At 70.7% G+C, this 25,061-nt stretch carries 19 protein-coding genes, 1 tRNA gene and 1 other RNA gene; 12 read left to right on the top strand and 9 right to left on the bottom strand.

What is annotated here, in order from left to right; all coding sequences use genetic code 11:
* Window positions 1–5: 5 nt before the first annotated feature.
* Window positions 6–1,037 (bottom strand): AAA family ATPase, encoded by a 1,032-nt coding sequence (locus ACIGEP_RS14115; protein ID WP_396662262.1) that lies wholly within the window; start codon window positions 1,035–1,037, stop codon window positions 6–8.
* A gap of 91 nt (window positions 1,038–1,128) precedes the next feature.
* Between ACIGEP_RS14115 and ffs the strand changes: the two genes are divergently transcribed.
* The 5 genes from ffs to ACIGEP_RS14090 all read left to right on the top strand — a co-directional run bounded on the left by ffs (window position 1,129) and on the right by ACIGEP_RS14090 (window position 8,072).
* Window positions 1,129–1,225, top strand: an RNA gene (ffs, locus tag ACIGEP_RS14110) — signal recognition particle sRNA small type.
* A 51-nt stretch (window positions 1,226–1,276) separates the two neighbouring features.
* A complete protein-coding gene (gene pta / locus ACIGEP_RS14105; RefSeq protein ID WP_396662261.1) occupies window positions 1,277–3,415 on the top strand; it encodes a phosphate acetyltransferase in 2,139 nt (712 codons plus the stop codon).
* Window positions 3,412–4,635 (top strand): acetate/propionate family kinase, encoded by a 1,224-nt coding sequence (locus tag ACIGEP_RS14100; RefSeq protein ID WP_396662260.1) that lies wholly within the window; start codon window positions 3,412–3,414, stop codon window positions 4,633–4,635. Before pta ends, ACIGEP_RS14100 begins: the two co-directional genes overlap by 4 nt.
* A 46-nt stretch (window positions 4,636–4,681) precedes the next feature.
* Entirely contained in the window at window positions 4,682–5,404 is a 723-nt protein-coding gene (locus ACIGEP_RS14095) for an HAD family hydrolase (RefSeq protein ID WP_396662612.1), read from the top strand.
* 49 nt (window positions 5,405–5,453) lie between these two features.
* On the top strand, window positions 5,454–8,072 hold the full coding sequence (locus tag ACIGEP_RS14090; RefSeq protein ID WP_396662259.1) for a glycoside hydrolase family 65 protein: 2,619 nt from the start codon (window positions 5,454–5,456) through the stop codon (window positions 8,070–8,072).
* 2 nt (window positions 8,073–8,074) lie between these two features.
* On the opposite strand, the gene ACIGEP_RS14085 is transcribed toward ACIGEP_RS14090, so the two are convergent.
* Entirely contained in the window at window positions 8,075–9,181 is a 1,107-nt protein-coding gene (locus ACIGEP_RS14085) for an FAD-dependent oxidoreductase (protein WP_396662258.1), read from the bottom strand.
* An 86-nt stretch (window positions 9,182–9,267) separates the two neighbouring features.
* Here ACIGEP_RS14085 and ACIGEP_RS14080 point away from each other — a divergent pair, with 86 nt between their 5' ends.
* Window positions 9,268–11,382: a DNA polymerase III subunit gamma and tau gene (locus ACIGEP_RS14080; RefSeq protein ID WP_396662257.1), complete on the top strand. Its 2,115-nt coding sequence runs from the start codon at window positions 9,268–9,270 to the stop codon at window positions 11,380–11,382.
* 3 nt (window positions 11,383–11,385) lie between these two features.
* Window positions 11,386–11,979: a recombination mediator RecR gene (recR, locus tag ACIGEP_RS14075; protein WP_396662256.1), complete on the top strand. Its 594-nt coding sequence runs from the start codon at window positions 11,386–11,388 to the stop codon at window positions 11,977–11,979.
* 1 nt (window position 11,980) lies between these two features.
* Here the strand turns inward: recR and ACIGEP_RS14070 are convergent, their stop codons facing one another.
* Together ACIGEP_RS14070 and ACIGEP_RS14065 are read right to left on the bottom strand one after the other, a co-directional pair.
* Window positions 11,981–12,379, bottom strand: a complete 399-nt coding sequence (locus ACIGEP_RS14070) for a hypothetical protein (protein WP_396662255.1) — start codon at window positions 12,377–12,379, stop codon at window positions 11,981–11,983.
* Between the two features lie 31 nt (window positions 12,380–12,410).
* Window positions 12,411–13,802 carry a threonine/serine exporter ThrE family protein gene (locus ACIGEP_RS14065; RefSeq protein WP_396662254.1) on the bottom strand — a complete coding sequence of 464 codons (1,392 nt, stop codon included), beginning with the start codon at window positions 13,800–13,802 and terminating at the stop codon, window positions 12,411–12,413.
* Between the two features lie 141 nt (window positions 13,803–13,943).
* On the opposite strand from ACIGEP_RS14065, the gene ACIGEP_RS14060 reads away from it, so the two are divergent.
* A complete protein-coding gene (locus ACIGEP_RS14060; protein WP_396662253.1) occupies window positions 13,944–15,230 on the top strand; it encodes an aspartate kinase in 1,287 nt (428 codons plus the stop codon).
* A 23-nt stretch (window positions 15,231–15,253) separates the two neighbouring features.
* On the opposite strand, the gene ACIGEP_RS14055 is transcribed toward ACIGEP_RS14060, so the two are convergent.
* Window positions 15,254–15,997 carry an SDR family oxidoreductase gene (locus tag ACIGEP_RS14055; protein WP_396662252.1) on the bottom strand — a complete coding sequence of 248 codons (744 nt, stop codon included), beginning with the start codon at window positions 15,995–15,997 and terminating at the stop codon, window positions 15,254–15,256.
* A gap of 52 nt (window positions 15,998–16,049) precedes the next feature.
* Here ACIGEP_RS14055 and sigJ point away from each other — a divergent pair, with 52 nt between their 5' ends.
* The 4 genes from sigJ to ACIGEP_RS14035 all read left to right on the top strand — a co-directional run bounded on the left by sigJ (window position 16,050) and on the right by ACIGEP_RS14035 (window position 20,480).
* A complete protein-coding gene (sigJ, locus tag ACIGEP_RS14050) occupies window positions 16,050–16,955 on the top strand; it encodes an RNA polymerase sigma factor SigJ (protein WP_396662251.1) in 906 nt (301 codons plus the stop codon).
* Between the two features lie 122 nt (window positions 16,956–17,077).
* Entirely contained in the window at window positions 17,078–18,148 is a 1,071-nt protein-coding gene (locus ACIGEP_RS14045) for an aspartate-semialdehyde dehydrogenase (protein WP_396662250.1), read from the top strand.
* A 133-nt stretch (window positions 18,149–18,281) separates the two neighbouring features.
* Entirely contained in the window at window positions 18,282–19,832 is a 1,551-nt protein-coding gene (locus ACIGEP_RS14040) for a malate:quinone oxidoreductase (RefSeq protein ID WP_396662249.1), read from the top strand.
* A gap of 9 nt (window positions 19,833–19,841) precedes the next feature.
* Window positions 19,842–20,480: a thymidine kinase gene (locus ACIGEP_RS14035; protein WP_396662248.1), complete on the top strand. Its 639-nt coding sequence runs from the start codon at window positions 19,842–19,844 to the stop codon at window positions 20,478–20,480.
* A 6-nt stretch (window positions 20,481–20,486) separates the two neighbouring features.
* On the opposite strand, the gene ACIGEP_RS14030 is transcribed toward ACIGEP_RS14035, so the two are convergent.
* The 4 genes from ACIGEP_RS14030 to ACIGEP_RS14015 all read right to left on the bottom strand — a co-directional run bounded on the left by ACIGEP_RS14030 (window position 20,487) and on the right by ACIGEP_RS14015 (window position 25,043).
* The gene (locus tag ACIGEP_RS14030) at window positions 20,487–21,251 is read right to left on the bottom strand and encodes an HAD-IIB family hydrolase (RefSeq protein ID WP_396662247.1); all 765 of its coding nucleotides are present in this window, start codon (window positions 21,249–21,251) and stop codon (window positions 20,487–20,489) included.
* Window positions 21,252–21,336: 85 nt separating this feature from the next.
* Window positions 21,337–21,410: transfer RNA gene (locus ACIGEP_RS14025), tRNA-Pro, on the bottom strand.
* A 16-nt stretch (window positions 21,411–21,426) separates the two neighbouring features.
* Window positions 21,427–22,395, bottom strand: a complete 969-nt coding sequence (locus ACIGEP_RS14020; RefSeq protein ID WP_396662246.1) for a metallophosphoesterase — start codon at window positions 22,393–22,395, stop codon at window positions 21,427–21,429.
* Entirely contained in the window at window positions 22,392–25,043 is a 2,652-nt protein-coding gene (locus ACIGEP_RS14015; RefSeq protein WP_396662245.1) for a transglycosylase domain-containing protein, read from the bottom strand. Before ACIGEP_RS14015 ends, ACIGEP_RS14020 begins: the two co-directional genes overlap by 4 nt.
* Window positions 25,044–25,061 lie beyond the last annotated feature (18 nt).

The following is a 25,061-nucleotide window of genomic DNA, read 5'->3' as shown; positions in this document are numbered from 1 at the left end:
GCCGCTCAGTGCGCGGCGACGGGGACGCGCACCGAACGCACCACCGAGTCGAGCACCGACGTCACGAGGTCGGCGCCGCCCCGACCGCGTGCCATGGTGCCGCCGCGGGCGGCGATGAGGCGGTGGGCGAACACGGGTTCGAGCAGGGTCACCAGGTCATCGGGGATCACGTACTCCCGACCTTCGAGCGCCGCCCACACCTTCGCGGCCCGCACGAGCTGCAGCGTCGCGCGGGGGCTCGCCCCCAGGCGCAGGTCACCGTGCTCGCGGGTCGCCCGCGAGAGCGCGACGGCATATTCTTCGACCGCGGGGGAGACGTGCACCGAGCGCGCCCAGGCGATGAGGGCAGCGACGCGTTCGGCCGAGATCACCGGTCGGATCGCGTCGAGCGGGTTGCCGGCGTCGCGCTGGCGGAGCATGAGCGCCTCGTTCGCGGCATCCGGGTACCCCATCGAGATGCGCATCATGAAGCGGTCCCGCTGCGCCTCGGGCAGCGCGTACGTGCCCTCCATCTCGAGCGGGTTCTGCGTCGCGACGACAAGGAACGGATCGGGCAGGCCGCGGCTGGTGCCGTCGACGGTGACCTGGCGCTCCTCCATCGCCTCGAGCAGCGCCGACTGCGTCTTCGGCGAAGACCGGTTGATCTCGTCGGCGATGACGACGTGGGCGAAGATCGCGCCCGGCTTGAACTCGAACCGGCCCTCCGACTGGTCGTAGACGCTGACGCCGGTCACGTCGCTGGGGAGCAGGTCCGGCGTGAACTGGATGCGGCGCACGGTCGCCTGGATCGAGGCACCGAGCGCTCGGGCGAGCATCGTCTTGCCCACGCCGGGGACGTCCTCGATGAGCAGGTGCCCTTCGGCGAGGAGGCACACGAGCGCGGCGCGGACGGCGTCGGGCTTGCCGTCGATGACCTGCGACACCGAGGCGACGAGGGCACCGGTGGTCTCGGCGAAGGCCGCGGCATCCACCCCGTTCGCGGCTCGTGACGCGGCGGCGCCCCCCGGCACCGTCATGGTCGTCTGGTCGTCTGTCATCCGTCCCCCTCACGCGGTCGGCGCCTCAGCGCGCCCGACCCGATGCTAACCCGCCCGTCACGGCCAGGCGCTGGACGTCGGGTAGACTTGCAGCAGCTCTCCGCGAGACGGCATCCAGGCCAACTCCCCCAGGACGGAAACGTAGCAAGGGTAACCAGGCTCTGCCGGGTTCGCGGAGAGTCTTTCTTTTGCCCTGGCCCTCCCAGCCCGCGCATCGCCCGCGAGCCTAGGCTGGGAGCGTGGCGCAGAGCATCTACATCACGTCCGCGGAGGGTCACTCCGGCAAATCGACGATCGCGCTCGGCGTGCTCGACACCTTCAGCCGGCGTTCGCCCCGTATCGGCGTGTTCCGGGCGATCGCGCGGTCGACCGAGGAACGCGACTACGTGCTCGAGATGCTCCTCGACCACGACGGCGTCGACCTCGGCTACGACGAGTGCATCGGGGCCACCTACGACGAGGTCCGCGCCGATCCCGACGCCGCCCTCGGCCGCATCGTCGAGCGCTACAAGGCGGTCGAAGCGCAGTGCGACGCGGTCGTGATCGTCGGCAGCGACTACACCGATGTGGGCAGTCCCGCCGAGCTCGGTTACAACGCGCGGATCGCGGCGAATCTGGGCGCCCCCGTCCTGGTGGTGCTCTCGGGGCAGCCCGCCGACGGTGAGCGGGCGCCGGATGCCGGTGGGCTCGCGCCCGCCCAGGTGGGCAACCTCGCCACCCTCGCCCTCGCCGAGCTCAAGCACGAGCGCGCGGGGATCTTCGCCGTCGTGGTCAACCGGGCCGACCCGGCGCATCTGGACGAGATCGTCGCCGCCGTTCGGGCTGTCCCCGCGGCGGCCGGTGACATCGGCGTCTGGGCGATCCCCGAGGACGCCTACCTCGTCGCCCCCTCCGTCGGCGACGTCGCGCGCTCGCTCGGCGCGACGCTCGTGAAGGGCGACGAGGCGCTCCTCGACCGCGAGGTCCTGCACGTCGTCGTCGCCGGGATGTCGCTCAACAACGTACTGCCGCGGCTCGAGGAGGCCGCGATCCTCGCCGTCGCGGCCGACCGCACCGAGGTGCTGCTCGCTGCCCTCCTCGCCAATGCCTCGGGGACGTTCCCGTCGCTGTCGGGCATCGTGCTCTACGGCCCGTTCGAGCTCCCCGAGCCGGTCGAGAGGCTCATCGACGGCCTCGACTCGAACCTCCCCATCCTCGCGACCGATCAGGGCACGTACGAGACGGTCCGCGGCATCATGAGCGCCCGCGGCCGGCTGGCCGCCCACTCCCAACGGCGCTACGACACGGCGCTCGCCCTCTTCGAGCAGCACGTCGACACGGACGACCTGCTCCGTCGCATCGGCCTCGCGAGCTCCCAGGTCGTCACGCCCCTCATGTTCCAGTACGGGCTCATCGAGCGCGCGCGGCGGGAACGCCGCCGGATCGTGCTGCCCGAGGGCGGCGACGACCGCATCCTGCGTGCCGCCGCGACGGCGCTCGCCCGGGGCATCGCCGACATCACGATCCTCGGTGAGCCGATCGAGGTGCACTCGCGCGCCCTCGAGCTGGGCCTCGACATCCGCGCGGCCGAGGTGCTGAGCCCGTTCGACGCGGTGCACGTCGACAAGTTCGCGCGGGAGTACGAGCGCCTGCGCGCGCACAAGGGCGTCACCTTCCGGCAGGCGGCCGACACCGTCACGGACGTCTCGTACTTCGGCACGCTCATGGTCCACCTCGGCCTCGCCGACGGGATGGTCTCGGGCGCCGCCCACACGACGGCCCACACCATCCGACCGGCGTTCGAGATCATCAAGACGAAGCCCGGTGTGAACGTCGTCTCGAGCGTGTTCCTCATGGCGCTCGCCGACCGGGTGCTGGTCTACGGCGACTGCGCGGTCATCCCCGATCCGACCGCGGCACAGCTCGCCGACATCGCGGTGTCGTCGGCGGCGACCGCGGAGCAGTTCGGCATCTCGCCGCGAGTGGCGATGCTCTCGTACTCGACCGGTGAGTCCGGCTCGGGCGCCGATGTCGAGAAGGTGCGCGAAGCGACCGCCCTCGTGCGGGAGCGCGCGCCGCAGCTGCTCGTCGAGGGGCCCATCCAGTACGACGCCGCGACCGATGCGGCCGTCGCGGCGACGAAGATGCCCGGCTCTGACGTCGCCGGCCGCGCGACCGTCTTCGTCTTCCCCGACCTGAACACCGGCAACAACACCTACAAGGCCGTGCAGCGCTCGGCGGGCGCCGTCGCGATGGGCCCCGTGCTCCAAGGACTGAACAAGCCCATCAACGACCTGTCCCGCGGTGCGCTCGTCGAGGACATCGTCAACACGATCGCCATCACCGCGATCCAGGCACAGAACGCGGCGGATGCCGCGGCTCCGGAGGCCCGCGCATGACCCCCGTCCTCGTCATCAACAGCGGCTCGTCGTCGTTCAAGTACCAGCTCGTCGACGTGGACACGGAGCGGCCGCTCGCGTCGGGACTCGTGGAACGGATCGGGGAGGAGTCGGGCCTCGCCACCCACACCGTCTTCTTCGGGGGCGACGACGCCGTCGTCGCCGCGACGAAGGCGACCTCGCGCATCGAACGCGCGATCCCCGACCACACGGCGGGCTTCGCCCTGATGCTCGAGGCGTTCGCTGCGCAGGGGCCGTCGCTCGAGAGCGCACGCCCGGTCGCCGTCGGCCACCGCGTCGTGCAGGGCGGGGCGCGCTTCTTCGAGCCGACGCTCATCACACCCCTCGTCGAGATCAACATCGACGAACTGTCCGCGCTCGCACCGCTGCACAACCCGGGGGCGCTGCAGGGCATCCGCGCGGCTCGGGCCGCGTTCGCCGAGGTCCCGCACGTCGCGGTGTTCGACACCGCGTTCCATCAGACGATGCCGCCGGCGGCATACACCTACGCGATCGACCGTGAGACGGCGCAGAAGCACCGCATCCGCAAGTACGGCTTCCACGGCACGAGCCACAAATTCGTGAGCGAAGCGGCCGCCGCGTTCCTGGAACGACCGCTGTCGGAGCTGTCGCAGATCGTCCTCCACCTCGGCAACGGCGCGTCGGCGACGGCGATCCGCGGTGGCGCCTCGGTCGACACCTCGATGGGTCTCACGCCCCTGGAAGGGCTCGTCATGGGCACCCGCTCGGGGGACGTCGACCCGTCGGTGCTCGGTGTGCTCGCCCGCCGCGAGGACATGACTCCGGCCGAACTGGACGCCTTCCTCAACAAGCGCAGCGGACTGCTCGGCCTCGCCGGGGCCTCCGACATGCGGGACATCGACTCGCGTCGCCGAGCGGGGGACGCCGACGCCCAGCTCGCGTTCGAGGTCTACATCCATCGGCTGCGCGCTTACATCGGCGCCTACCTCGCCCAGCTCGGCGGCGTCGACGTCATCTCGTTCACGGCAGGTGTCGGCGAGAACTCCGCCGTCGTGCGTGCCGCCGCGCTCGAGACCCTCGGTTTCGCCGGGGTGCGGCTCGACGAGGAGCGCAACACGTCGGAGGAGCGCGGCATCCGCGTCATCTCCACCGACGACTCGGCGGTCACCGTCCTCGTGGTGCCGACCGACGAGGAGTTGGAGATCGCACGTCAGGCCCACACCGTCGCGACGGCGTGACCCTGCTCGGTGTGACAGGCGTGACGGATACGCTGGTGCGGTGACGATGGACGCGCTCCCCGACCTCACCCGTTTCGACGGTGTCCTCTTCGACCTCGACGGTGTGCTGACCCCGACGGCCGAGGTCCACATGCACGCGTGGCAGAGCATGTTCACGGAGCTGTTCACATCGTGGGGTGTCGAGCCGGCGTACACCGAGAGCGACTACTTCGAGCACCTCGACGGCAAGAAGAGGTACGACGGGGTGGCGAGTCTGCTGCGATCCCGCGACATCGAGGTGCCGTGGGGGAATCCGGCCGACGACCCGTCCGTCGACACGGTGTGCGGGATCGGCAACCGCAAGAACGTCGTGTTCGAGCGCGTCCTGCGTGCCGACGGCATCGCGCCGTACCCGGGCTCGCTCGCGCTCGTCGAGAAGCTCCAGGCCGCCGGCGTCCCGATCGCGGTGGTCTCGAGCTCCAAGAACGCCCGCGAAGTGCTCACCGCGGCCGGCATCATCGACCGCTTCCCGGTCATCATGGACGGCGTCGTCGCCGAGGCCGAGCACCTGGCGTCGAAGCCCGCTCCCGACGTGTTCGCCCGGGCCGCCGAGATGCTGGGCGTCGACCCCGCGCGCAGCGCGGCCGTCGAGGACGCGCACTCCGGCGTGCGCTCGGCCGCCTCGGCCGGGTACGGTCTCGTCGTGGGCGTCGACCGCGGCGCCGGCGTCGACGTGCTGCGCGAAGCCGGTGCCCACGTCGTCGTGGACGACCTCGCCGCCTTCGCCTGAGCCCCGGCATCCCTCTCCTTTCCGTCCTGACACCCGTAGAAGGACCCGCATGATCGATCGTCACCGCTTTCCCGTGGACCCGTGGCGTCTCGTCGAGACGTCGTTCTCGCTCGATGACCCCGGCGTCACCGAGACCCTCTTCGCCGAGGGCAACGGGTATCTGGGACTGCGCGGCAACCACCCCGAGGGGCGGCACGCGCACGAGCACGGCACGTTCCTGAACGGCTTCCATGAGGTGTTCCCCATCCGTCACGCCGAGCGCGCCTTCGGTTTCGCGGAGGTCGGGCAGACGATCATCAACGCGCCCGACAGCAAGGTCATGCGCGTGTACGTCGACGACGAGCCGCTCTCGCTCGACATCGCCGACCTGCGCGAGTACGAACGCGCGCTCGACATGCGCCGCGGAGTGCTCACCCGGCACATCCGGTGGATGACGCCGAGCGGCAAGGACGTCGTCATCGACTACGAGCGCATGGTCTCCTTCGAGGAGCGGCACGTCGCGGTCATGCGCATCTCGGTGACGGTGCTGAACGCGGATGCCCCGGTGACGATCAGCTGCCAGATGATCAACCGGCAGGACGGTCAGGACGTGTACGGCGGTCCGGGGCTCGGCAAGCAGGCCGACGCCGGCTTCGACCCGCGCAAGGCCGACGGCTTCGCGAACCGGGTGCTGCAGCCCGAGGACTACTGGCAGGACGGCAACCGCGCCGCACTGTCGTACAAGGTCACCGAGTCGGGTATGACCGTCGCCGTCGTCGCCGACCACCTCGTCGAGACGGAGAACGAGTACTCGTCGCGCACGCTCATCGAGCCGGACGTCGCCAAGAACGTCTTCCGTGTGCAGGCCCGGCAGGGCGTCCCGGTCACGATCACGAAGGCCGTCGCCTACCACACCTCGCGGGGCGTACCCGCGCGCGAGCTCGTCGAGCGCGCGCGCCGGACCCTCGACCGCGTCGAGCACGAGGGCATCCAGCGGCTCTTCGACCGCCAGGAAGCCTGGGTGCAGGCATTCTGGGAGCGGTCGGACGTGATCATCGAGGGGCACGACGACCTCCAGCAGGCGACGCGCTGGTGCCTGTTCCAGCTCGCGCAGGCCGCCGCCCGCGCCGACTCGCTCGGTGTGCCCGCGAAGGGTGTCACGGGGTCGGGGTACAGCGGTCACTACTTCTGGGACACCGAGGTCTACGTCCTGCCGTTCCTCGCGTACACGACCCCGCTCTGGGCGAGGAACGCGCTGCGGATGCGCTATCTGATGCTCCCCGCGGCGCGCAAGCGCGCGGGACAGCTCAACGAGGCGGGCGCGCTGTTCCCCTGGCGCACGATCAACGGCGAGGAGGCGTCGGCGTACTACGCCGCCGGTACCGCGCAGTACCACATCAACGCCGACGTCGCCTTCGCGCTCGGCAAGTACGTGCGGGCCACGGGAGACATCGACTTCCTCCACCGCGAAGGCGTCGACATCCTCGTCGAGACGGCTCGACTCTGGGCCACCCTCGGGTTCTGGCGCTTCACCGAGACGGGGGATCCGGAGAGCTTCCACATCCACGGCGTCACCGGACCCGACGAGTACACGACGGTCGTCAACGACAATCTGTTCACGAACGTCATGGCGCGGTACAACCTGCGGTACGCCGCGCGCGTCGTACGCGAGATGGCGGTCGATCAGCCCGACGCCTACCGTGCGATGGTGGACCGGCTCGACCTCGACGAGGCGGAGCCGGTCGCCTGGCAGAGCGCCGGCGAGGCGATGCACATCCCCTACAGCGAGGCCCTCGGCATCCACCCTCAGGACGCCGTCTTCCTCGAGCGCGAGGTGTGGGACCTCGAGAACACCCCCGCCGAGCAGCGCCCGCTGCTGCTGCACTTCCACCCGCTCGTGATCTACCGGTACCAGGTGCTGAAGCAGGCCGACGTCGTGCTCGCGCTCTTCCTGCAGGGCAACCAGTTCACCCCGGCCGAGAAGCTCGCCGACTTCGAGTACTACGACGCCCTGACGACGGGGGATTCCACGCTGTCGGCCGTCGTCCAGGCGATCCTGGCCGCCGAGGTCGGGTACCAGGACCTCGCGCTGGAGTACTTCCGCGAGTCGGCGTTCGTCGACCTCGGAGACCTGCACAGCAACGCCTCCGACGGCGTGCACGTCGCCTCCGCCGGCGGCGTCTGGACGGCCCTCGTCGCCGGTTTCGGCGGCATGCGCGACCACCGCGGTGCGCTCAGCTTCGACCCCCGTCTGCCTGTGGACTGGCCGTCGCTCTCGTTTGCGCTCCATTGGCACGGCACCCGGCTGCAGGTCACGGTCCGCCCTGACGAGATGACGGTCTCCGCCGGTGAGGGCGACGCCGTGTCGTTCACGGTGCGTGGCGCCGGGTACACGGTCATGGGCGGTGAGAAGGTCACGGTGCCGCTCCGCGGACAGGGGCCGGTGATCCCCGGGCGTCCCACTCTCCGCCAGATCGGTGAACAACTGCGCGAGGACGGTACGCTGCTGTCCGCGTCGGTGCCGGACGCGACCGCGGCGACCTCCGTCCCGGTGCACACCGGCACGATCCCGATCGTGATCGCCGAGGAGCAGCCGACGGATGCCTCGGCGCAGGAGACACGAGAGCCCGACACCCGCACGCAGCAGTTCCCCGCGGTCGACGCGGGAGACGTGACCGCGACGGTCTGAGCTCAGGCCGTCGCGGCGGCACGCTCGCGGACGATGGCGCGCACTGCGTCGCGACCGGCGCGGTTGGCGCCGACCGTCGACTGCGACGGCCCGTACCCGATGAGGAAGAGCCGGGGCTCGTCGACGGCCCGGGTGTCGCGCACGCGCACGCCGCCGGCGGGTGTGCGGAGCCCCAGCGGTGCGAGGTGCGCGATGTCGGCGCGGAAGCCGGTGGCCCAGAGGATGACGTCCGCGGGCTCGACGGTGCCGTCCGGCATCCGTACGCCGGCCGCCTCGATCCCGGTGAACATCGGATGCCACACCAGGGCGCCCCGGTCCTGCGCCGCCTGTGCCCACGGCGACCAGTGCGCACCGGTGACCGAGACGACACTGCCCGGCGGCAGTCCCTGACGGACGCGTTCCTCGACGCCGGCGATCGCCTGGACGCGGGCCGCGGTGTCGAAGGCGGTGGCGTCCCACGGCGGCTCGGCGCGCGAGACCCAGAAGGTCCGCGTCACCTGCGAGATCTCGTCGAGCAGTTGGATCGCCGAGACGCCCGCGCCCACGATGACCACCCGGCGACCGCGGAACTCCTCGGCCGAGCGGTAGTCGTGCACGTGGAGCTGCCGGCCGGCGAACGTCGCCTGCCCGGGGTAGGTGGGCCAGAAGGGCTTCCGCCACGTGCCCGTCGCGTTGATGACGTACCGGGCCGCCCACGCGTGCGTCCCGTCCGCCGCGTCCGTGTCGACGATCAGCCGGCCGTGCGGGTCGTCGCCCTCCCGTCGGACGGCGCGGACCCGCACCGGTCGGCGGACCGCCAGCTCGTATCGCGACTCGTAGTCGGCGAAGTACTCCGGAAGGACCTCCCGGCTCGGCGCCTGCGGGTCCGCCGGCGGCACGGGGTACCCCGGGAGCTCGTGGATCCCGTTGACGGTTCCCATCCGCAGGGTGGGCCAGCGGTGCTGCCACGCGCCGCCCGGGCCCGTCTCGGCATCCAGCACGACGAAGGTGGGCTCGCCTTCCGTCCCGGTCCCGTGCGGGACGAAACCGCGACGACGCAGGTGGTAGGCGGCACTGAGCCCGGCCTGCCCCGCACCGATCACGGCGACGTCGACGGGCTCGGGGGACATGTCCGCTGCAACACGGGGGCGTGGGCGCCTGTTCCCGCGGGGCGCGCACCGGATCGGATGTCGGCACCACGCCGTAGTCTGTTCTGGTGACCACCGCCCTGTACCGCCGCTATCGCCCGGAGACCTTCGGCGAGATGATCGGACAGATCCAGGTGACCGACCCGCTCATGACGGCGCTGCGCAGCGACCGGGTGGGCCACGCATACCTCTTCTCGGGTCCGCGCGGCTGCGGCAAGACGACCTCGGCGCGCATCCTGGCCCGCTGCCTCAACTGCGCGCAGGGGCCGACCGACACCCCGTGCGGCGAGTGCGACTCCTGCACGGAGCTCAGCCGCGGCGGCGGCGGTTCGCTCGACGTCGTCGAGATCGACGCGGCGTCCCACAACGGTGTCGACGATGCCCGTGACCTGCGCGAGCGTGCGGTGTTCGCCCCGGCGCGCGACCGCTTCAAGATCTTCATCCTCGACGAGGCGCACATGGTCACGGCGCAGGGGTTCAACGCCCTGCTCAAGCTCGTCGAGGAGCCGCCCGCGCACGTCAAGTTCATCTTCGCGACGACCGAGCCCGAGAAGGTCATCGGGACGATCCGCTCGCGCACGCACCACTACCCGTTCCGCCTCGTGGCCCCCGCGGCGATGCTCGAGTACGTCGAGCAGCTCTGCCGGAGCGAAGGCGTGACGGTCGAGCCCGGCGTGCTGCCGCTGGTGGTCCGGGCAGGCGGCGGGTCGCCCCGCGACACCCTGTCCCTCCTCGACCAGCTGATCGCCGGCTCCGAGGACGGCGCCGTCGGCTATGAGCGTGCGGTCGCGCTGTTGGGCTACACCCACGCCGAACTCCTCGACGAGGTCGTCGACGCGTTCTCCTCTCACGATGCGGCCGCCGCCTTCGGCGCCGTCGACCGCGTCGTGCAGACCGGTCAGGACCCGCGCCGGTTCGTCGACGACCTGCTCGAACGGCTGCGCGACCTCATCATCGTCGCGGCGACCGGCGAGGGGGCGCGGGCCGTGCTGCGCGGCGTCCCCGCGGACGAGCTCGAGCGCATGGGTCGTCAGGCGGCCGCCTTCGGCACCGACCGGCTCTCGCGGATCGCCGACCTCGTCGTCACCGCCCTCGACGACATGACGGGCACGACCTCGCCGCGCCTCCAACTCGAGCTGCTCGTCGCCCGCGTCCTCGCCGCGACGGATGCTGCGGCTCCAGCGCCCGCGGCCCCCGCGGCGTCCGTCCCCGCGTCGACCGCTCCTGCGGCTGCCGCGTCGGCGTCTGCGCCGCGCACGGTCACCCCGCCCCCGGCATCCGCTTCCGTCCCGGCATCCGCGTCCGTCCCGGCGTCGGCCTCCGCCCCGGCGTCCGCGGGGTCGGCCACGGCGGCGCCGACGCCCGATCCGACACCCGCGGTGGTACCCGACCCGCCCGTCCCGACCGGGCCGGTGACATTCGCGCAGCTCCGGGATTCATGGCCCGAGATCCTCCGGCGGCTCGAGGACATCAGCCGCACGTCGTGGATGATCGCGAGCGCCTCCCGCCCGGTGGCCTATGCGGAGGGCGACATCCTCACGCTGTCGTTCCAGAGCCACGCCGACGTCCAGTCGTTCAAGAAGCTGAACGCGGGCAAGGGGCCGAGCGAGGACCTCCGCACCGCCATCCTGTCGGTGCTGGGCGTGCGGGTGAAGTACCTCACCCGTCACGACACCGACCCCACCCCGCCGCCTCCTGGCGGTGTCGGGCCCGAGGTTCCGCCCGCCCCGAACCCCGACTCCGGCGGAGCGCCTGCTCCTGCGGCATCCCGTCCCGCGACGGCCCCCGCTGCGCGCACCGCGCCTGCGGCCGCGGCTCCCGTGACCGAGTGGGCGGTCGCCCCGATCCCTTCGGACGACGGCGCGCCCTCCGCGCAGTTCGCGGTCGACGACGAACCCGAGGACGCCGCTCCCGCGCCGGTGCGCACGCTCACCGCACCTCGGGAGGGTGACATCCTGCCCGCGGAGGCGCCGGAAGAGGACGAGGACGATGTGCCGCCGCCGGTGGACGCCGACGCCCCCGTCCCGGTGCATACGCCGCCGCCCACCCGGCTCGTCGCGGAGCCGCCGCGTACGCCGCGTCCGGGCGGCATCGAGCGCGTCGGTGAGGCAGCGGTCCGTCAGCTGCTCGGTGCGCGCTTCGTCCGCGAAGAGCCCTACACCCCGCCGACCCGGTTCAACTGACCCATGTACGACGGCATCGTCCAAGACCTGATCGACGAATTCGGTCGCCTCCCCGGCATCGGCCCGAAATCGGCCCAGCGCATCGCGTTCCACATCCTGCAGACTCCGTCCTTCGACGTGTCTCGGCTCGCGCACCTGCTGTCGGAGCTGCGCGAACGCGTGCGGTTCTGTGAGATCTGCGGCAACGTGTCCGAGCAGGCGCAGTGCTCCATCTGCCGCGATCCGCGACGCGACCGCACGTTCATCTGCGTCGTCGAGGACGCGAAGGACGTCGCGGCGATCGAGCGCACCCGCGAGTTCCACGGGCTCTACCACGTGCTGGGCGGCTCGATCAGTCCGATGGCGGGCATCGGCCCCGACGACCTGCGCATCGCGCAGCTCATGCAGCGTCTCGCCGACGGCACCGTCACCGAGGTGATCCTCGCGACCAACCCCAACCTCGAAGGCGAGGCGACGGCCACCTACCTCAGCCGTCTTCTGCGCACCCTCGAGATCAGCGTCACGCGGCTCGCGTCGGGTCTGCCCGTCGGCGGCGATCTCGAGTATGCCGATGAGGTCACCCTCGGGCGTGCGTTCGAGGGACGCCGCGCGGTGTGACTCAGTCCGTCGGCGCGAACAGCGCCGGCTCCTGGGCGAGGGTGCGCTCGATGGCTGCGGTGATGTCCTCGTCCAGGACGCGGTAGTCCTCGTTGACGCGCTCCTCCGCCTCGCCCCATGCCTCGTCGTCGCCGACGCCGGCCGTCTGGTCGTACTCCGCGGCCGCGCGGTCGATCGCCTCCGCCGTGGCCTCCAGTCCGAGCGTGCGATACCCGTCGGCCACCTCGTCGAGCGGGAACTCCTCGTCGGCCGCGTGGGTCTCGACGGCGGACCACAGTCCGCTGTCCTCCACCACGCCGTGGAAGGTGAGGACACGGCGGACGGCGAGGTCGCCGGCATGCGTCGCCGGCACGTCGTACTCCAGTGCGCGGGTCCAGATCTCGTCACTCGGGGAGCTCATGCCGCGAGCCTACTTCTCCGTGCGAAAGTCGTTACGTCCGTTCGCGTGCGCGGGAGCGGATGACGGTGCCGAGGGTCGCGCGCAGCGGCTGACCGACATAGATGCCCAGCGAGGCGCCGACGGCCAGAGCGATGCCCACCGTGGCCGCCGAGGCGAGGGTCGTGAACCCCATGAGCAGGGTGACGGTGCTCTGCCCCGACTCGACGACCCCGAGGAGTCCCCGGAACACCGCCGCCCCCGGCACCATCGGCAGGATGGCGGCCGTCGTGATCGCCACCGACGGCACGTGCAGCTTGTAGGCAGCCAGGATGCCGAGGAGGCTCCCCGCGAACGCTCCGACACCGCTGGCGGCGGCGGACTCGAACCCGAGAGCGGATGCCGCGGTGTACCCCGCCCACGCGACGACGCTCAGCCCGACGCTGACGGCGACGACCCGCAGCCCCGCGCCGTTGTAGATCGTGACGGAGACGGCGATGAGGGCCGCCCCCGCGAACTGCAGCGGGATAGGGCCGAACGGGAGCGGGTCGTTCGGCGCGTCCATCCCTGCGCCGACGACGCGTGCCGTCTCGAGACCGGCGAGGATGCCGAGCACCACCCCGAGGGTCTGCGTCGTGAGTTCGAGGATGCGGCCGGTCGCGGTCAGGGCGAAGCCGTCGATCGCATCCTGTGCCGCCCCCACCACGGTGAGACCCGCGAGCATCAGGACGATGCCCGAGGCGACGATGACCGACGGGCGGATCTCCTGCGCCGCCATCCACCCCGTCGCCTCGAGGCGCGGTGCGACGGCGGCGATGAGGGTCAGGACGAACGCCCCGGCGACCTGACTGAAGAAGAACGGCACACGCGCGCGGCCGAGGAGGAACTGCGTGACCGCCGCGCCGCCGGCGGCGACGAACGAGAGCAGGATCACGAGCCAGTTGGCCCCGAACATGAGGGCGACGCCGACCGCGAGGAGCGCCTGCGCGCCGATGATGACCGGCGGGTGATACGCGAAGGGTGTGCGGCGCACGTCGCGGAACTCAGCGCGTGCGGATTCCAGCGGCATCCCGCCGCGGATCGCTGCGACGAGCGCCTGCAGCCGTTGCAGTCTCGCGTGGTCGGGGGCCTGGCTGCGGACGACCCGCATCAGGGTGATGGGACGGTCGGCACCGCTCCGGTGATGCGCGACGGTGATCGAGTTGTAGCTCACATCGACGTGGACGGGGTCCAGCCCGTAGACGCCCGCGACCCGCACGATGGTGAGTGTCACCTCGCTGGCCGGGGCGCCGGAGGCGAGCATCGACTCGCCGATCCGGATGGCGAGGTCGAGGACGCCGACGGCGAAGGCGTCGTCGATGACAGGCAGCATCTCGGTGTGCGGAGCCGAGTTCTCCGGAGCGCGGACGAGAGCCTGCAGCGACGTGAAGAACTGGCGTCGTCCCATATGCTCCAGCCTAAATCAGCCCTCCCGGCGGTCCGCCCGCGTCACATGGCCGTTGCGGCACGGGCCGCTCCGTAGGATGGTGCGCGGGCGTGAGTCTCCGCCCGCCGGCTGCGCCCGGCATCCACCCGGGAGTATCCGACCATGGCCCTGATCGTCCAGAAGTACGGCGGTTCGTCCGTCGCCGACGCCGAGAGCATCCGCCGCGTCGCGAAGCGGATCGTCGACGCCCGCCGTGCCGGCCACGATGTCGTCGTGGCCGTCAGCGCGATGGGCGACACCACCGACGAGCTGCTCGACCTCGCGTCCCAGGTCTCGCCGCTGCCCGCGCCGCGCGAGCTCGACATGCTGCTCTCCAGCGGTGAGCGCATCTCGATGGCGCTGCTGGCGATGGCCATCAACTCGATGGGCTTCGAGGCGCGCTCGTTCACCGGCAGCCAGGCCGGCATGATCACCGACAGCTCGCACGGCGCCGCCCGCATCGTCGACGTCACCCCGGTGCGGGTGCGCGAGGCGCTCGACGAGGGCGCGATCGTCATCGTCGCCGGCTTCCAGGGCTTCAGCCGCGACACCCGCGACATCACGACACTCGGCCGCGGCGGATCCGACACCACGGCCGTCGCGCTCGCCGCCGCGCTGCGCGCCGACGTCTGCGAGATCTACAGCGACGTCGACGGCATCTTCACCGCCGACCCGCGGGTCGTGCCGAAGGCCCGCAAGCTCGCGACCGTCCAGTCCGAAGAGATGCTGGAGCTCGCCGCGAACGGCGCCAAGGTGCTGTACATCCGTGCCGTCGAATTCGCCCGCCGCCACGGCGTCATGATCCACGCCCGCTCGACTTTCAGCTCGGGCGTCGGCACCTACGTTCTCGGTCCGGGGATGACCGCCCCCGACCACGAAGAGGGAGAAGAGATGGAAGAGCCCATCGTCACCGGTGTCGCCACCGACCTCAGCCAGGCCAAGATCACCGTCGTCGGTGTGCCCGACGTCCCCGGCAAGGCCGCCGAGATCTTCAAGATCGTCGCCAAGTCCGGTGCCAACGTCGACATGATCGTCCAGAACGTCTCGGCGGCGGCGACCGGTCGCACCGACATCTCGTTCACGCTCCCCAAGGCTGAGGCCTCGACGGCGCTGCGGGCGCTGTCGGTGGAGCAGGGGAGTGTCGGCTTCGACAAGCTCGTCCACGACGACCAGATCGGCAAGCTGTCGGTCGTCGGCGCGGGCATGCGGACCCATTCCGGTGTCTCCGCGACCCTGTTCGAGGCGCTGTCGACGACGGGCGTCAACATCGAGATGATCTCGACCTCCGAGATCCGCATCTCGGTCGTCGTCCGCGGTGACGACCTCGCCGAGGCGGCCCGCGTCGTGCACACGGCCTACGGGCTCGACGGCGACACCGAGGCCGTCGTCCACGCCGGTACCGGACGCTGACGACGGCCTCGGGTCGTCGCGGCTCAGCGCTCCGCGGCGAGCCAGTCGTCGAAGGTCGGCCCGGCGAGGGTCGCCCCCGCGCTCGGCAGGTTGGCGCCTGACCGCATCCCGCGCATCTGCCCGCCCGGGAGGCTGACGGGGACGACGAGCCGCCGCGACCCGTCCCGGCGCACCCACTCCCGGATCATCCGGTCGAGGCGCTCCTCGCGCGGCCCTGCGAGGTCGGCGACGCGCCCCTGCGGCCCGGCGAGGGCGAGCTCGACGAGTCGCGCCGCGACCTCCGCCGCGGCGACCGGCTGCACGCGTGCGCGCGGCGCCATCTGCAACGGCCCGAGCCGCGCCTGCGCCGCCACCTGGCCGGCGAACTCATGGAACTGCGTCGCACGCAGGATGCTCCACGGAACCGTGCCCTGTGCGAACAGGCCCTCCTGTGCGACCTTGCCGGCGTAGTAGCCGTGGGGGTTCCTGTCGATCCCCACGATCGACAGCAGCACGGCGTGTCCGACGCCCGCGGCCGCCGCGGCTTCGAGGAGGGTGCCGGATGCCGTCCGGAAGAACTCCTCCGCCGTCGCCGCGATGGTGGTCCCGATGCTCGCCGCGTCGATGACGGCATCGAATCCCGTCACTGCCCGGTCCACCGCGGCCCGGTCGTGGAGGTCGACCCCCGCCGCCCGCGAGAGGACGACCGCATCGTGTCCCTCCCGGTGCACCCGTTCCACCACGAGTCGCCCGACCGTGCCCGTTCCGCCTGCCACTGCGATCTTCATGTCGCCCCTTCCGATGATGTGTCACTGTGGTGACGACGCAGCCTCCGCGAATGTGAGGCGGGGGACGGAGATCGCGATGACGGATGCCGCGACGCGGCCCGGCGCGGGCGCCGAGGTCGACGCGCATCGTCGCGTTCTGGTCGCCGCGGCCCACCGGATGCTCGGGACCCTCGCTGAGGCCGAGGACGCCGTCCAGGAGGCGTACGTCCGGTGGGTCCGCCTGGACCCCGCCGAGCGCGCCGCGATCGCGAACCCCGCGGGCTGGCTCATGCGGGTGACGGGCCGGATCTGCCTCGACGTGCTCGGCTCGGCACGGGCACGACACGAGACGTACGTGGGGGAGTGGCTGCCCGAGCCGGTCCCCGCCGACGGCGGCGACCCGGCCGACGCCGCGGTCGGCGCGGAGAGCGTCTCGACGGCGCTCCTGCTCGTCCTGGAGACGCTCACACCGGCGGAGCGCGTGGCGTTCGTGCTGCACGAGGTCTTCGCGGTGCCGTTCGGCGAGATCGCCGAGGTGCTCGGCCGTTCGCCCGCCGCGTGCCGGCAACTCGCGGCATCCGCCCGTCGCCATGCCGGGCGGCGCAGTGGCGCAGCCGTCCCGCGCACCCGTCACGACGAGGTGGTCGCCGCCTTCGCCGCCGCGAGCGCGACGGGCAGGCTCGACGCCCTCGTGCGGGTGCTCGCGCCCGACGTCGTCCTCGTCTCGGACGGCGGCGGGGCCGTCTCCGCGGCCCGGCGACCTGTTCGCGGAGCCGATCACGTGGCGAGGTTCTTGCTCGGTCTCGCACAGAAGCAGCCGACCGCCGTGTACGAGCCGGCGGTCACCGGCGACGGACTCGGATTCGTGATCAGGCTGGAGGGTGCGGTCGCCGCGGTCGCGACGTTCGCGACGGACGGGGAGCGGATCACCGACGTGTGGATGATGCGCAACCCGCACAAGCTGCGCGCGTGGGTGTGACGCCGGCCGCGACACATGCGGATCGCGGCACGCGCGACGCCGGTAGAATCACCGGAACCCGCTCTTCTGCGCCCTGTCGCGACATCCCGTCGCGCGGCGCCGCACCCCCGAGGAACCGCACCATGACCGTCTTCTCCGAATCGGGATTCTCCGTCGCCGTCGTCGGCGCCACCGGCCAGGTCGGGACGGTGATGCGCGACATCCTCGTCGAGCGCGCGTTCCCCATCCGTGAGCTCCGCCTCTTCGCCACGGCCCGCTCGGCGGGCTCAACCGTCGAGGTGGACGGTCGCGAGATCGTCGTCGAGGACGTCGCGACGGCCGACCCCGCCGGCATCCAGATCGCGCTGTTCTCCGCCGGCGCGACCGGCTCGCGCGCGCACGCCCCGCGGTTCGCCGAAGCCGGCGCGGTCGTCATCGACAACTCGAGCGCCTGGCGGATGGACCCCGAGGTTCCGCTCGTCGTCAGCGAGGTGAACCCGCACGCGATCCGCGACCTCCCCAAGGGGATCATCGCCAACCCGAACTGCACGACGATGGCCGCGATGCCCGTCCTCAAGCCGCTGCACGTCGAGGCGGGACTCGTGCGTCTGACGGTGAGCACCTACCAGGCCGTGTCGGGCTCGGGGCTCGCGGGCGCGGAGGAGCTGCTCGGCCAGGTCGAGTCCGTCGTCGCGCAGGGCGGTGCGATCGGCCTCGTCCACGACGGCGCCGCCGTCGACTTCCCCGCGCCGCAGAAGTACGTCGCGCCCATCGCCTTCAACGTCATCCCGTTCGCGGGCAACCTCGTCGACGACGGTGAAGACGAGACCGACGAGGAGAAGAAGCTCCGCAACGAGAGCCGCAAGATCCTCGAACTGCCGGAGTTGCGGGTCGCGGGCACGTGCGTCCGCGTGCCGGTCTTCACGGGCCACTCGCTCTCCATCCACGCCGAGTTCGACCGCGACATCACGCCCGCCCGCGCGCGCGAGGTGCTCGCGGATGCCGCGGGCGTCGCCCTCGCCGACGTGCCGACGCCGTTGCAGGCCGCCGGCGCCGACCCGAGCCTCGTCGGACGCATCCGCGCCGACCAGTCCGCGCCCGAGGGCAAGGGGCTCGTCCTCTTCATCAGCAACGACAACCTCCGCAAGGGTGCCGCGCTGAACGCGGTGCAGATCGCCGAGCTCGTCGGCGCAGACCTGGCCGCCCGCGTCTGAGAGCGGATGCCGGGTCCCGGCGCTCGGGCCGGATCGCCCGGCATCCGTGTTTCACCTGGGGAAAGAACCGTCATTCCTGCGCCGACGGTCCCGGTCCGACGGCGATCCCCGGCGGCCTGGCGACGTAGACTGGATGACCGTGACTGACAAACCCGGAGCAGACGATCACGCCGCAGAGAACGCCGCAGCGAGCAGCCCCGCCGCAGTGAGTCCGACGGAGAGCTACGACGCGCTGCTGATCGGCGGCGGCATCATGAACGCCACCCTCGGCACCCTCCTGCAGCAGCTCGAGCCGGGCTGGAAGATCGGCGTCTTCGAGCGTCTCTCCGAGGTCGCCCAGGAGTCGTCGAACGCGTGGAACAACGCCGGCACGGGGCACGCCGCCCTGTGCGAGCTGAACTACACGCCCGAGGGGCCCGACGGCACGATCGACCCGGCGAAGGCGATCGGCATCAACGAGCAGTTCCAGCAGTCGCGGCAGCTGTGGAGCGCCCTCGTCGAGCGCGGCGTGCTCGACGAGCCCTCGACGTTCATCAACGCGACCCCGCACATGACCTTCGTCCGCGGCGAGAAGGATGTCGCCTTCCTCAAGAAGCGGTACGAGGTGCTCAAGGAGCAGCCGCTGTTCGCCGGCATCGAGTACTCCGAGGACTCCCGCGTCATCAACCAGTGGGCTCCGCTGCTGATGCAGCAGCGCCGCAAGGGCGAGCCCTTCGCAGCGACACGGGTGCCTGCGGGCACCGACGTCGACTTCGGCTCCCTCACCCGTCAGCTGTTCGACCACCTCGCCGCGCAGGGCGTCGACGTCGAGACGAACCGCGAGGTCCGCGACCTGAAGCGTCAGAAGGACGGCATGTGGGAGGTCACCTACCGCCAGACGGTCGGTCGCACCCCGGGCAAGGTTCGTGCGCGGTTCGTGTTCGTCGGCGCGGGCGGCTGGGCCATCAAGCTCCTGCAGCGCTCCGGCATCCCCGAGATCTCGGGGTACGGGGTGTTCCCGATCGGTGGCCAGTGGCTGAAGACCTCGAAGCCCGAGCTCGTCGCTCAGCACAAGGCGAAGGTGTACTCGCAGGCGTCGGTCGGTGCGCCGCCCATGTCGGTGCCACACCTCGACACGCGTGTCGTCGACGGAGAGGCCTCGCTGCTGTTCGGCCCCTTCGCGACCTTCAGCCCGAAGTTCCTCAAGAACGGGCGCATGACCGACATCATCGCCCAGGTGCGCCCCGGCAACATCCTGCCGATGCTCAAGGTGGCGATCGACAACCCCGGCCTCATCAAGTACCTCGTCGGCGAGCTGCTGAAGGGGCACAGCAAGAAGGTGGACTCCCTCCGCGACTTCATGCCGAGCGCGCGCGACGAGGACTGGGAGCTCCTGCAGGCCGGCCAGCGGGCGCAGGTCATGAAGAAGGACCCGAAGAAGGGCGGCGTGCTGCAGTTCGGCACCGAGGTCGTCAGCTCCGCCGACGGCTCGATCGCGGGCCTGCTGGGAGCGTCCCCGGGAGCGTCGACGGGTGCGTCGATCATGCTGGGCCTGCTGAAGACCTGCTTCGCGGACCGCCTGCCGGCGTGGGAGCCTACGCTGAAGGAGCTCATCCCGACGTACGGGCAGACCCTGAACGATGCGCCGGAGACGGCGCGCGAGGTCCTGCAGACGACGGCCGCAGCACTCAAGATCAACGCCTGAGGCGCATCCGTGGCGAAGCTCTACTTCCGCTACGGCGCGATGAACTCGGGCAAGTCGACGGCGCTGCTGCAGGCCGCGTTCAACTACGAGGAGCGCGGCCAGCACGTCCTGCTCGCCAAGCCCGAGATCGACACGAAGGGTGCCGACCAGATTTCCAGCCGCCTCGGCGTGGAGCGCAAGGTCGACTTCCTCATCGGGCCTCGCGACGACGCGCGTGCCCTGTTCGCCGAGCACCGTCGGCGGGTGCAGATCGAGGCCGAGGCGGCGCTCGTCCCCGACACCCGCGCGGACGTCGCGTGCCTGTTGATCGATGAGGCGCAGTTCCTCGTGCCCGATCAGATCGACGATCTGCTGCGCGTCGCGGTGAACGACGGCATCCCGGTCCTGGCCTACGGCATCCGCACCGATTTTCAGACGCGCGCGTTCCCCGGTTCGGCGCGGCTCATGGAGCTCGCCCACAGCCTCGAAGAGCTCAAGACCATCTGTCGCTGCGGCAGCAAGGCGCTCTTCAACGCCCGGCTCGTCGGCGGCCGGTTCGTCTTCGACGGCGATCAGGTCGCGATCGACGAGCTGTCGGCCGACCGCGTCACGTACGAGTCGATGTGCGCGCGCTGCTACCTGCGGGAGTCCGGCGGACGGCTGCGCTGACCCCGATCAGCGGGCGGGCAGCGTGGGGATGAGCTCGTCGAGGTAGGCCGCGGTGTCCTCCCAGCCCTCGACGGCGTGGCAGGTCACCCCCATCGCGAGGACGGGGTAGTCGTTGCCGTGCTCGTCGAGACGATCGCCGACGAAGAGCATGTCGTCGAGGGGGATGCCGGTCTGCTCGGCGAGTTTGCGCATGCCGTACGCCTTGTCGATCCCGCGGTGGGTGATGTCGACCGACGTCGAGCCGCCGGAACGGACCTCCAGATCCGGGATGCGGGCGGCCACCGCGTCGCGCAGCGCGTTCTTCTTCTCGCCGGTCGGGTCCCACGCGGTCTTGGCGTCGAGCGGCGCGGACTGTCCGAGCGCGGAGAAGGTGATCTGCGATCCACGGTCCTCGAGGATCGGGCCCCACGTCTGCTCGGCCCACAGGCCCAGCCGCTTCGCCTCCTCCTCGACCGCCGTCAGGGCGCGGTGCTTCTCGTCGTCGGTGAGCGAGAGCGCGTAGACCGTTTCGATGCCGTCCGCGGTGAGGCGGTAGTACTGCGTGCCGCACGTCGGCATGAGGTGGACGTGCGCGAGGAGTCCGGCATCCGCTTCGGGGAGGCGCTCGACGACCTGGGAGCGGAACTGCTGCAGCTGGCCGCCGGAGATGATCGCGACCTCGACGCGCTCCGCGAGACGCAGCAGCTGCTCGCCGATCCGAGGGTCGATCGCGCTCTTGGAGGGCGCGAGGGTGTCGTCGAGGTCGAAGGCGACGAGGCGGGGAGAGGTCACGGTGCTCCGTTCGGCGGGAGATGCGATGGCCCCTCCGAGGAGGGATGAGAAAGGCCCCGCCGGTGTCGGCGGAGCCTCTCTGCTGTCGGGGTGACAGGATTTGAACCTGCGGCCTCGTCGTCCCGAACGACGCGCGCTACCAAGCTGCGCCACACCCCGTGGCAACCCTCCGAGTCTACCCTGCCGGGGGCCCGTCCGGCGAATCGAGGGCGCGTCGTGCACGCAGGATCAGCACCGACGCCTCGGGGCGGCACGCGAAGCGCACCGGGGCGTAGATCGAGTGGCCGAGACCCGCGCTGACGTTCAACGGCACCGTGCGACCGGCGTGCGTCCAGGAGCTCAGACCCCGCGCCTTCTCGAGCGGGATGTCGCAGTTGGACACCAGCGCCTTCTTCGCGAAGGGGATGCGGACCTGGCCGCCGTGCGTGTGACCGCCGATGAGCAGGTCGGCACCGGCATCCGTGAACGCGTCCAGGACCCGACGGTACGGTGCGTGGGTCACGCCCAGGCGCACGTGGGCGCCGTCCCCGAGGGAGCGGAGGGCCTCCTCGGCGGCTCCGAGGTCGTCGAAGTCGCGGTGTGCGTCGTCGACACCGAAGCCGTCGATGCGGATGCCGCCGACGCGCACGCTCGCCGCGGTGTTGTCGATCAGCGTCTCACCGAGGCCGGTCAGGTACTCGTCGAGCGCATCGGTGTCGAGGGACGGGGTGAACGACTCGTGGCTCTGCGGCCCCGACGGGCCGAAGAGGTACTTGATCGGGTTGCGGGCGCTGGGGGCGACCTTGTCATTGGATCCGTGCACAAAGAAGCCGGGTACGCCCCGCAGGGGGGCGAACGCCGCCCGGACGCCGCGCAGGCCGTCCGGGTGGCCGAGGTTGTCGCCCGTGTTCACCACGAGGTCCGGTTGGACGCGGTCGGCGATGTCGGCGATCCAGCGCTGCTTGCGGTGCTGCCAGGGCGCCATGTGCGCATCGGAGAGGTGCAGGACGGTCAACGACGGGCTGCCCGGGGGCAGGACCTCGAGCTCATGCTGTCGGAGCGTGAAGAGGTAGCGTTCGATCCCGATTCCCCAGATCCCGGCGGCGACGCCGACCGCCCCCAGCGCGCCGAGCGCGCTGAGGGCGGTCTGTGCGGCCGGCCTCACGGACCGTTGCCGTTGCCGGGACCGTTGCCGCGGCCGTTGTTGCCGCCGCCGTCACCGTTGCCATCGCCGTTGCAGTCGGAGGACTGGTACTCGATGGTGATGGTGGTGTCGCGGCCGACCGTCTCGCCCGCGGCGGGATCGGTGCCGGTGACCACGCCCTCGGCGGGCGCGCCATCGCTGTCCTCACAGCTCTGCTCGACGTTGCGGAAGCCGGCGTCGGACAGTGCCCTCGCCGCCTGCTCCGGGGTGCCGCTCACACCGGGGACGACCACGCCCTCGCCGTCGCTGGGGTTGATGGTCACGGTCGTACCCGAGACGACACGTCCGGCACCCGGGGTCTGCGACACGATCGTGCCCTCGGACTCCGGCGACGCCACGGGCTCGCCGACGGTGACGCTGAATCCGGCGTCCTCGATCGTCTGCGTGGCCTGGTCGACGGTCATGCCCACGACGTTCGGGAGCTGCGCGTAGCTGCGCTTGGTGAGCTCCGCCGACGGCTGGGGGAAGGCCGAGCCACCGAACTCCGCGTTCGCGGCGCGCTGCATGTCGGGCCAGATCGAGTTGCGGATGCGCGAGAGACGGTAGCCGCTCTCGTAGTGGTTCTCGAGGCGTTCCTGTCCCTTGACGTTGCCGACCCACACCGCCGTCGTGACCTCGGTGCTCGAGCCGATCATCCACGTGTGGAGGAACTGGTGGATGCCGGTCTTGCCGAACACCGGCACGCCGTCGAACGTGCGGGCACCGCTACCGGTGCCGCTCGCGCTCATGACGCTCTCCAGCACGAAGGCCGCGGTCGCAGCGACGTCCTCGCTGAGCTTGCGCTCGCACTTCGTGTCGGGGATGGGCTGTTCTTCGCCATCCGCGTTCACCACGCGGTCGATGGCCTTGGCGGCGCACAGGGTGCCGTTCGACGCGATCGCGGCGTACGCGTTGGCCATGTCGATGGGCGCGACATCCTGGGATCCGAGGACGTCGTACGGGTTGTTGAACTGGTCGAGAGGCTGCCCGTTGCCGAGCGTCACACCGAGGTCACCGGCCACCCGGTTCGTGGTGCACACCGGGATCTTCTCGGCCATCGTGAGGAAGCCGGAGTTCAGCGAGTCCTTGGTGAAGCGTGCGACGGTGCCGGTGTACCCGCGGTTGCTCTCGAAGTTGCCGATACGGGGCTGGCCGTCGGGACCGGTGCCCTCACCGGTGTAGACGGTCTGCGTCGCGCCATCGCAGGTCTGGACGGTTTTCGTGCCGACACGCCCGTTGAGCATCTCGTTGACGGAGTGCCCCTGCTGCATCCAGTTGATGAGGCTGAAGACCTTGTAGGTCGAGCCGGCCGAGTGGCCGCCGCCGCCGTTCTTCACGGGAACGTTGTAGTTGACCTGTGTGGTCGTCTTGTCGTCGGCCTGATCGGCCCACGGGCGGTTCTGCACCATGGAGAGCACACGACCCGTGCCGACCTCGACCTGCACGCCGGAGGCGCCGAGATCCATGTAGTCGACGCTCGCCGGAACGACGGAGATCGCCTCGTTCGCGTTCGCCTGCAGCGAGGTGTCGAGAGTCGTGTAGACGCTGAGGCCACCCCGACGAAGTGCGGCGATGCGGTCGTTCGGCTCGGCGCCGAAGGCCGGGTCGCTGCGGATGATCGACGTCACGTAGGCGCAGAAGAACTCGGCACCCTTCGCCACGGAGCAGCCCTGCGGGCGAGTGGTGATCTTCGGCTCGATCGGAGCCGCGACGGCCTCGTCGTGCTCCGCCTGCGTGATCTTCTTGTCCTCGAGCAGTCGGTTCAGGACGTAGACCTGGCGTGTCTTGGACAGCTTGTAGCCATCGTCCGCGCCGTTCAGGGGGGTGCCGTCCTTGGTCGTCGTCGAGCCACCCGGCATGTCGATCCGCAGCGTGTTGGGCTCCTGCACCATGCCGGCGATGACCGCGGCCTGTCCGACCGTCAGTTTGTCGGGTGTGGTGTCGAAATAGTGACGCGCGGCGGCACCGATGCCGTAGACCGTGCCTCCGAAATGCGCGATGTTGAGGTACCCGAGGAGGATCTCGTCCTTCGAGTACTCCTTCTCGAGCTGGATGGCGTAGCGCATTTCCTGGATCTTGCGCTGGTAGCCCTCCGTGCCCGTGTTGGCCGTCGACTCCTTGAAGCAGGCCTGGACCTCTTCGGTGCTGACGGCCTTCGCCTCGCACGTCTGCTGCAGGACGTTCTTCACGTACTGCTGCGTGATCGAGGAGCCACCGCGGTTGGAGCCGGAGCTGGCGTTGCGGGCCAGCGCGCTCAGCGTGCCGAGCAGGTCGATGCCGCCGTGCGTGTAGAAGTTCTTGTCCTCACTCGAGAGGATCGCGTCGTACATCACCGGGTTCACCTGGTCGAACGTGACCGGGATGCGGTTCTGGTCGTAGAACTCGGTGAGCTTGACGTCCTTGCCCTCGTCGTCCTTCGCGTAGATCGTCGTCGGGAGCATGAGCTTCTCGATCTTGAGGTAGCTCGGCATGTTCTCGAACATCTTGATCGCGCTCGTCGCGGCGTAGCCGGAGACGGCGATCGCGGGAGTGATGGTCGCCGTGACGAGAAGGGCGGCCACAGTGCTCAGGCCGACGAGGCCCAACAGGCCTCCGAGCACACCGGTGGCCGTGCGTTTCGAGTGGGGCATAGGCTGATCGTAAGGGAG

It is taken from the genome of Microbacterium sp. NPDC077663 (assembly GCF_044542795.1).
Taxonomy (GTDB): Bacteria; Actinomycetota; Actinomycetes; order Actinomycetales; family Microbacteriaceae; genus Microbacterium.
The sequence above is the reverse complement of the archived record's forward strand: the minus strand, read 5'-3'. Positions and strand labels throughout refer to the sequence as shown.

Coding starts and splice junctions, on each gene's coding strand:
- ACIGEP_RS14115 (WP_396662262.1), bottom strand. CDS start 1,037: ATGACAGACGACCAGACGACCATGACGGTGCCGGGGGGCGCCGCCGCG.
- ACIGEP_RS14100 (WP_396662260.1), top strand. CDS start 3,412: ATGACCCCCGTCCTCGTCATCAACAGCGGCTCGTCGTCGTTCAAGTAC.
- ACIGEP_RS14095 (WP_396662612.1), top strand. CDS start 4,682: ATGGACGCGCTCCCCGACCTCACCCGTTTCGACGGTGTCCTCTTCGAC.
- ACIGEP_RS14090 (WP_396662259.1), top strand. CDS start 5,454: ATGATCGATCGTCACCGCTTTCCCGTGGACCCGTGGCGTCTCGTCGAG.
- ACIGEP_RS14085 (WP_396662258.1), bottom strand. CDS start 9,181: ATGTCCCCCGAGCCCGTCGACGTCGCCGTGATCGGTGCGGGGCAGGCC.
- recR (WP_396662256.1), top strand. CDS start 11,386: ATGTACGACGGCATCGTCCAAGACCTGATCGACGAATTCGGTCGCCTC.
- ACIGEP_RS14070 (WP_396662255.1), bottom strand. CDS start 12,379: ATGAGCTCCCCGAGTGACGAGATCTGGACCCGCGCACTGGAGTACGAC.
- ACIGEP_RS14065 (WP_396662254.1), bottom strand. CDS start 13,802: ATGGGACGACGCCAGTTCTTCACGTCGCTGCAGGCTCTCGTCCGCGCT.
- ACIGEP_RS14060 (WP_396662253.1), top strand. CDS start 13,944: ATGGCCCTGATCGTCCAGAAGTACGGCGGTTCGTCCGTCGCCGACGCC.
- ACIGEP_RS14055 (WP_396662252.1), bottom strand. CDS start 15,997: ATGAAGATCGCAGTGGCAGGCGGAACGGGCACGGTCGGGCGACTCGTG.
- ACIGEP_RS14045 (WP_396662250.1), top strand. CDS start 17,078: ATGACCGTCTTCTCCGAATCGGGATTCTCCGTCGCCGTCGTCGGCGCC.
- ACIGEP_RS14040 (WP_396662249.1), top strand. CDS start 18,282: ATGACCGTGACTGACAAACCCGGAGCAGACGATCACGCCGCAGAGAAC.
- ACIGEP_RS14015 (WP_396662245.1), bottom strand. CDS start 25,043: ATGCCCCACTCGAAACGCACGGCCACCGGTGTGCTCGGAGGCCTGTTG.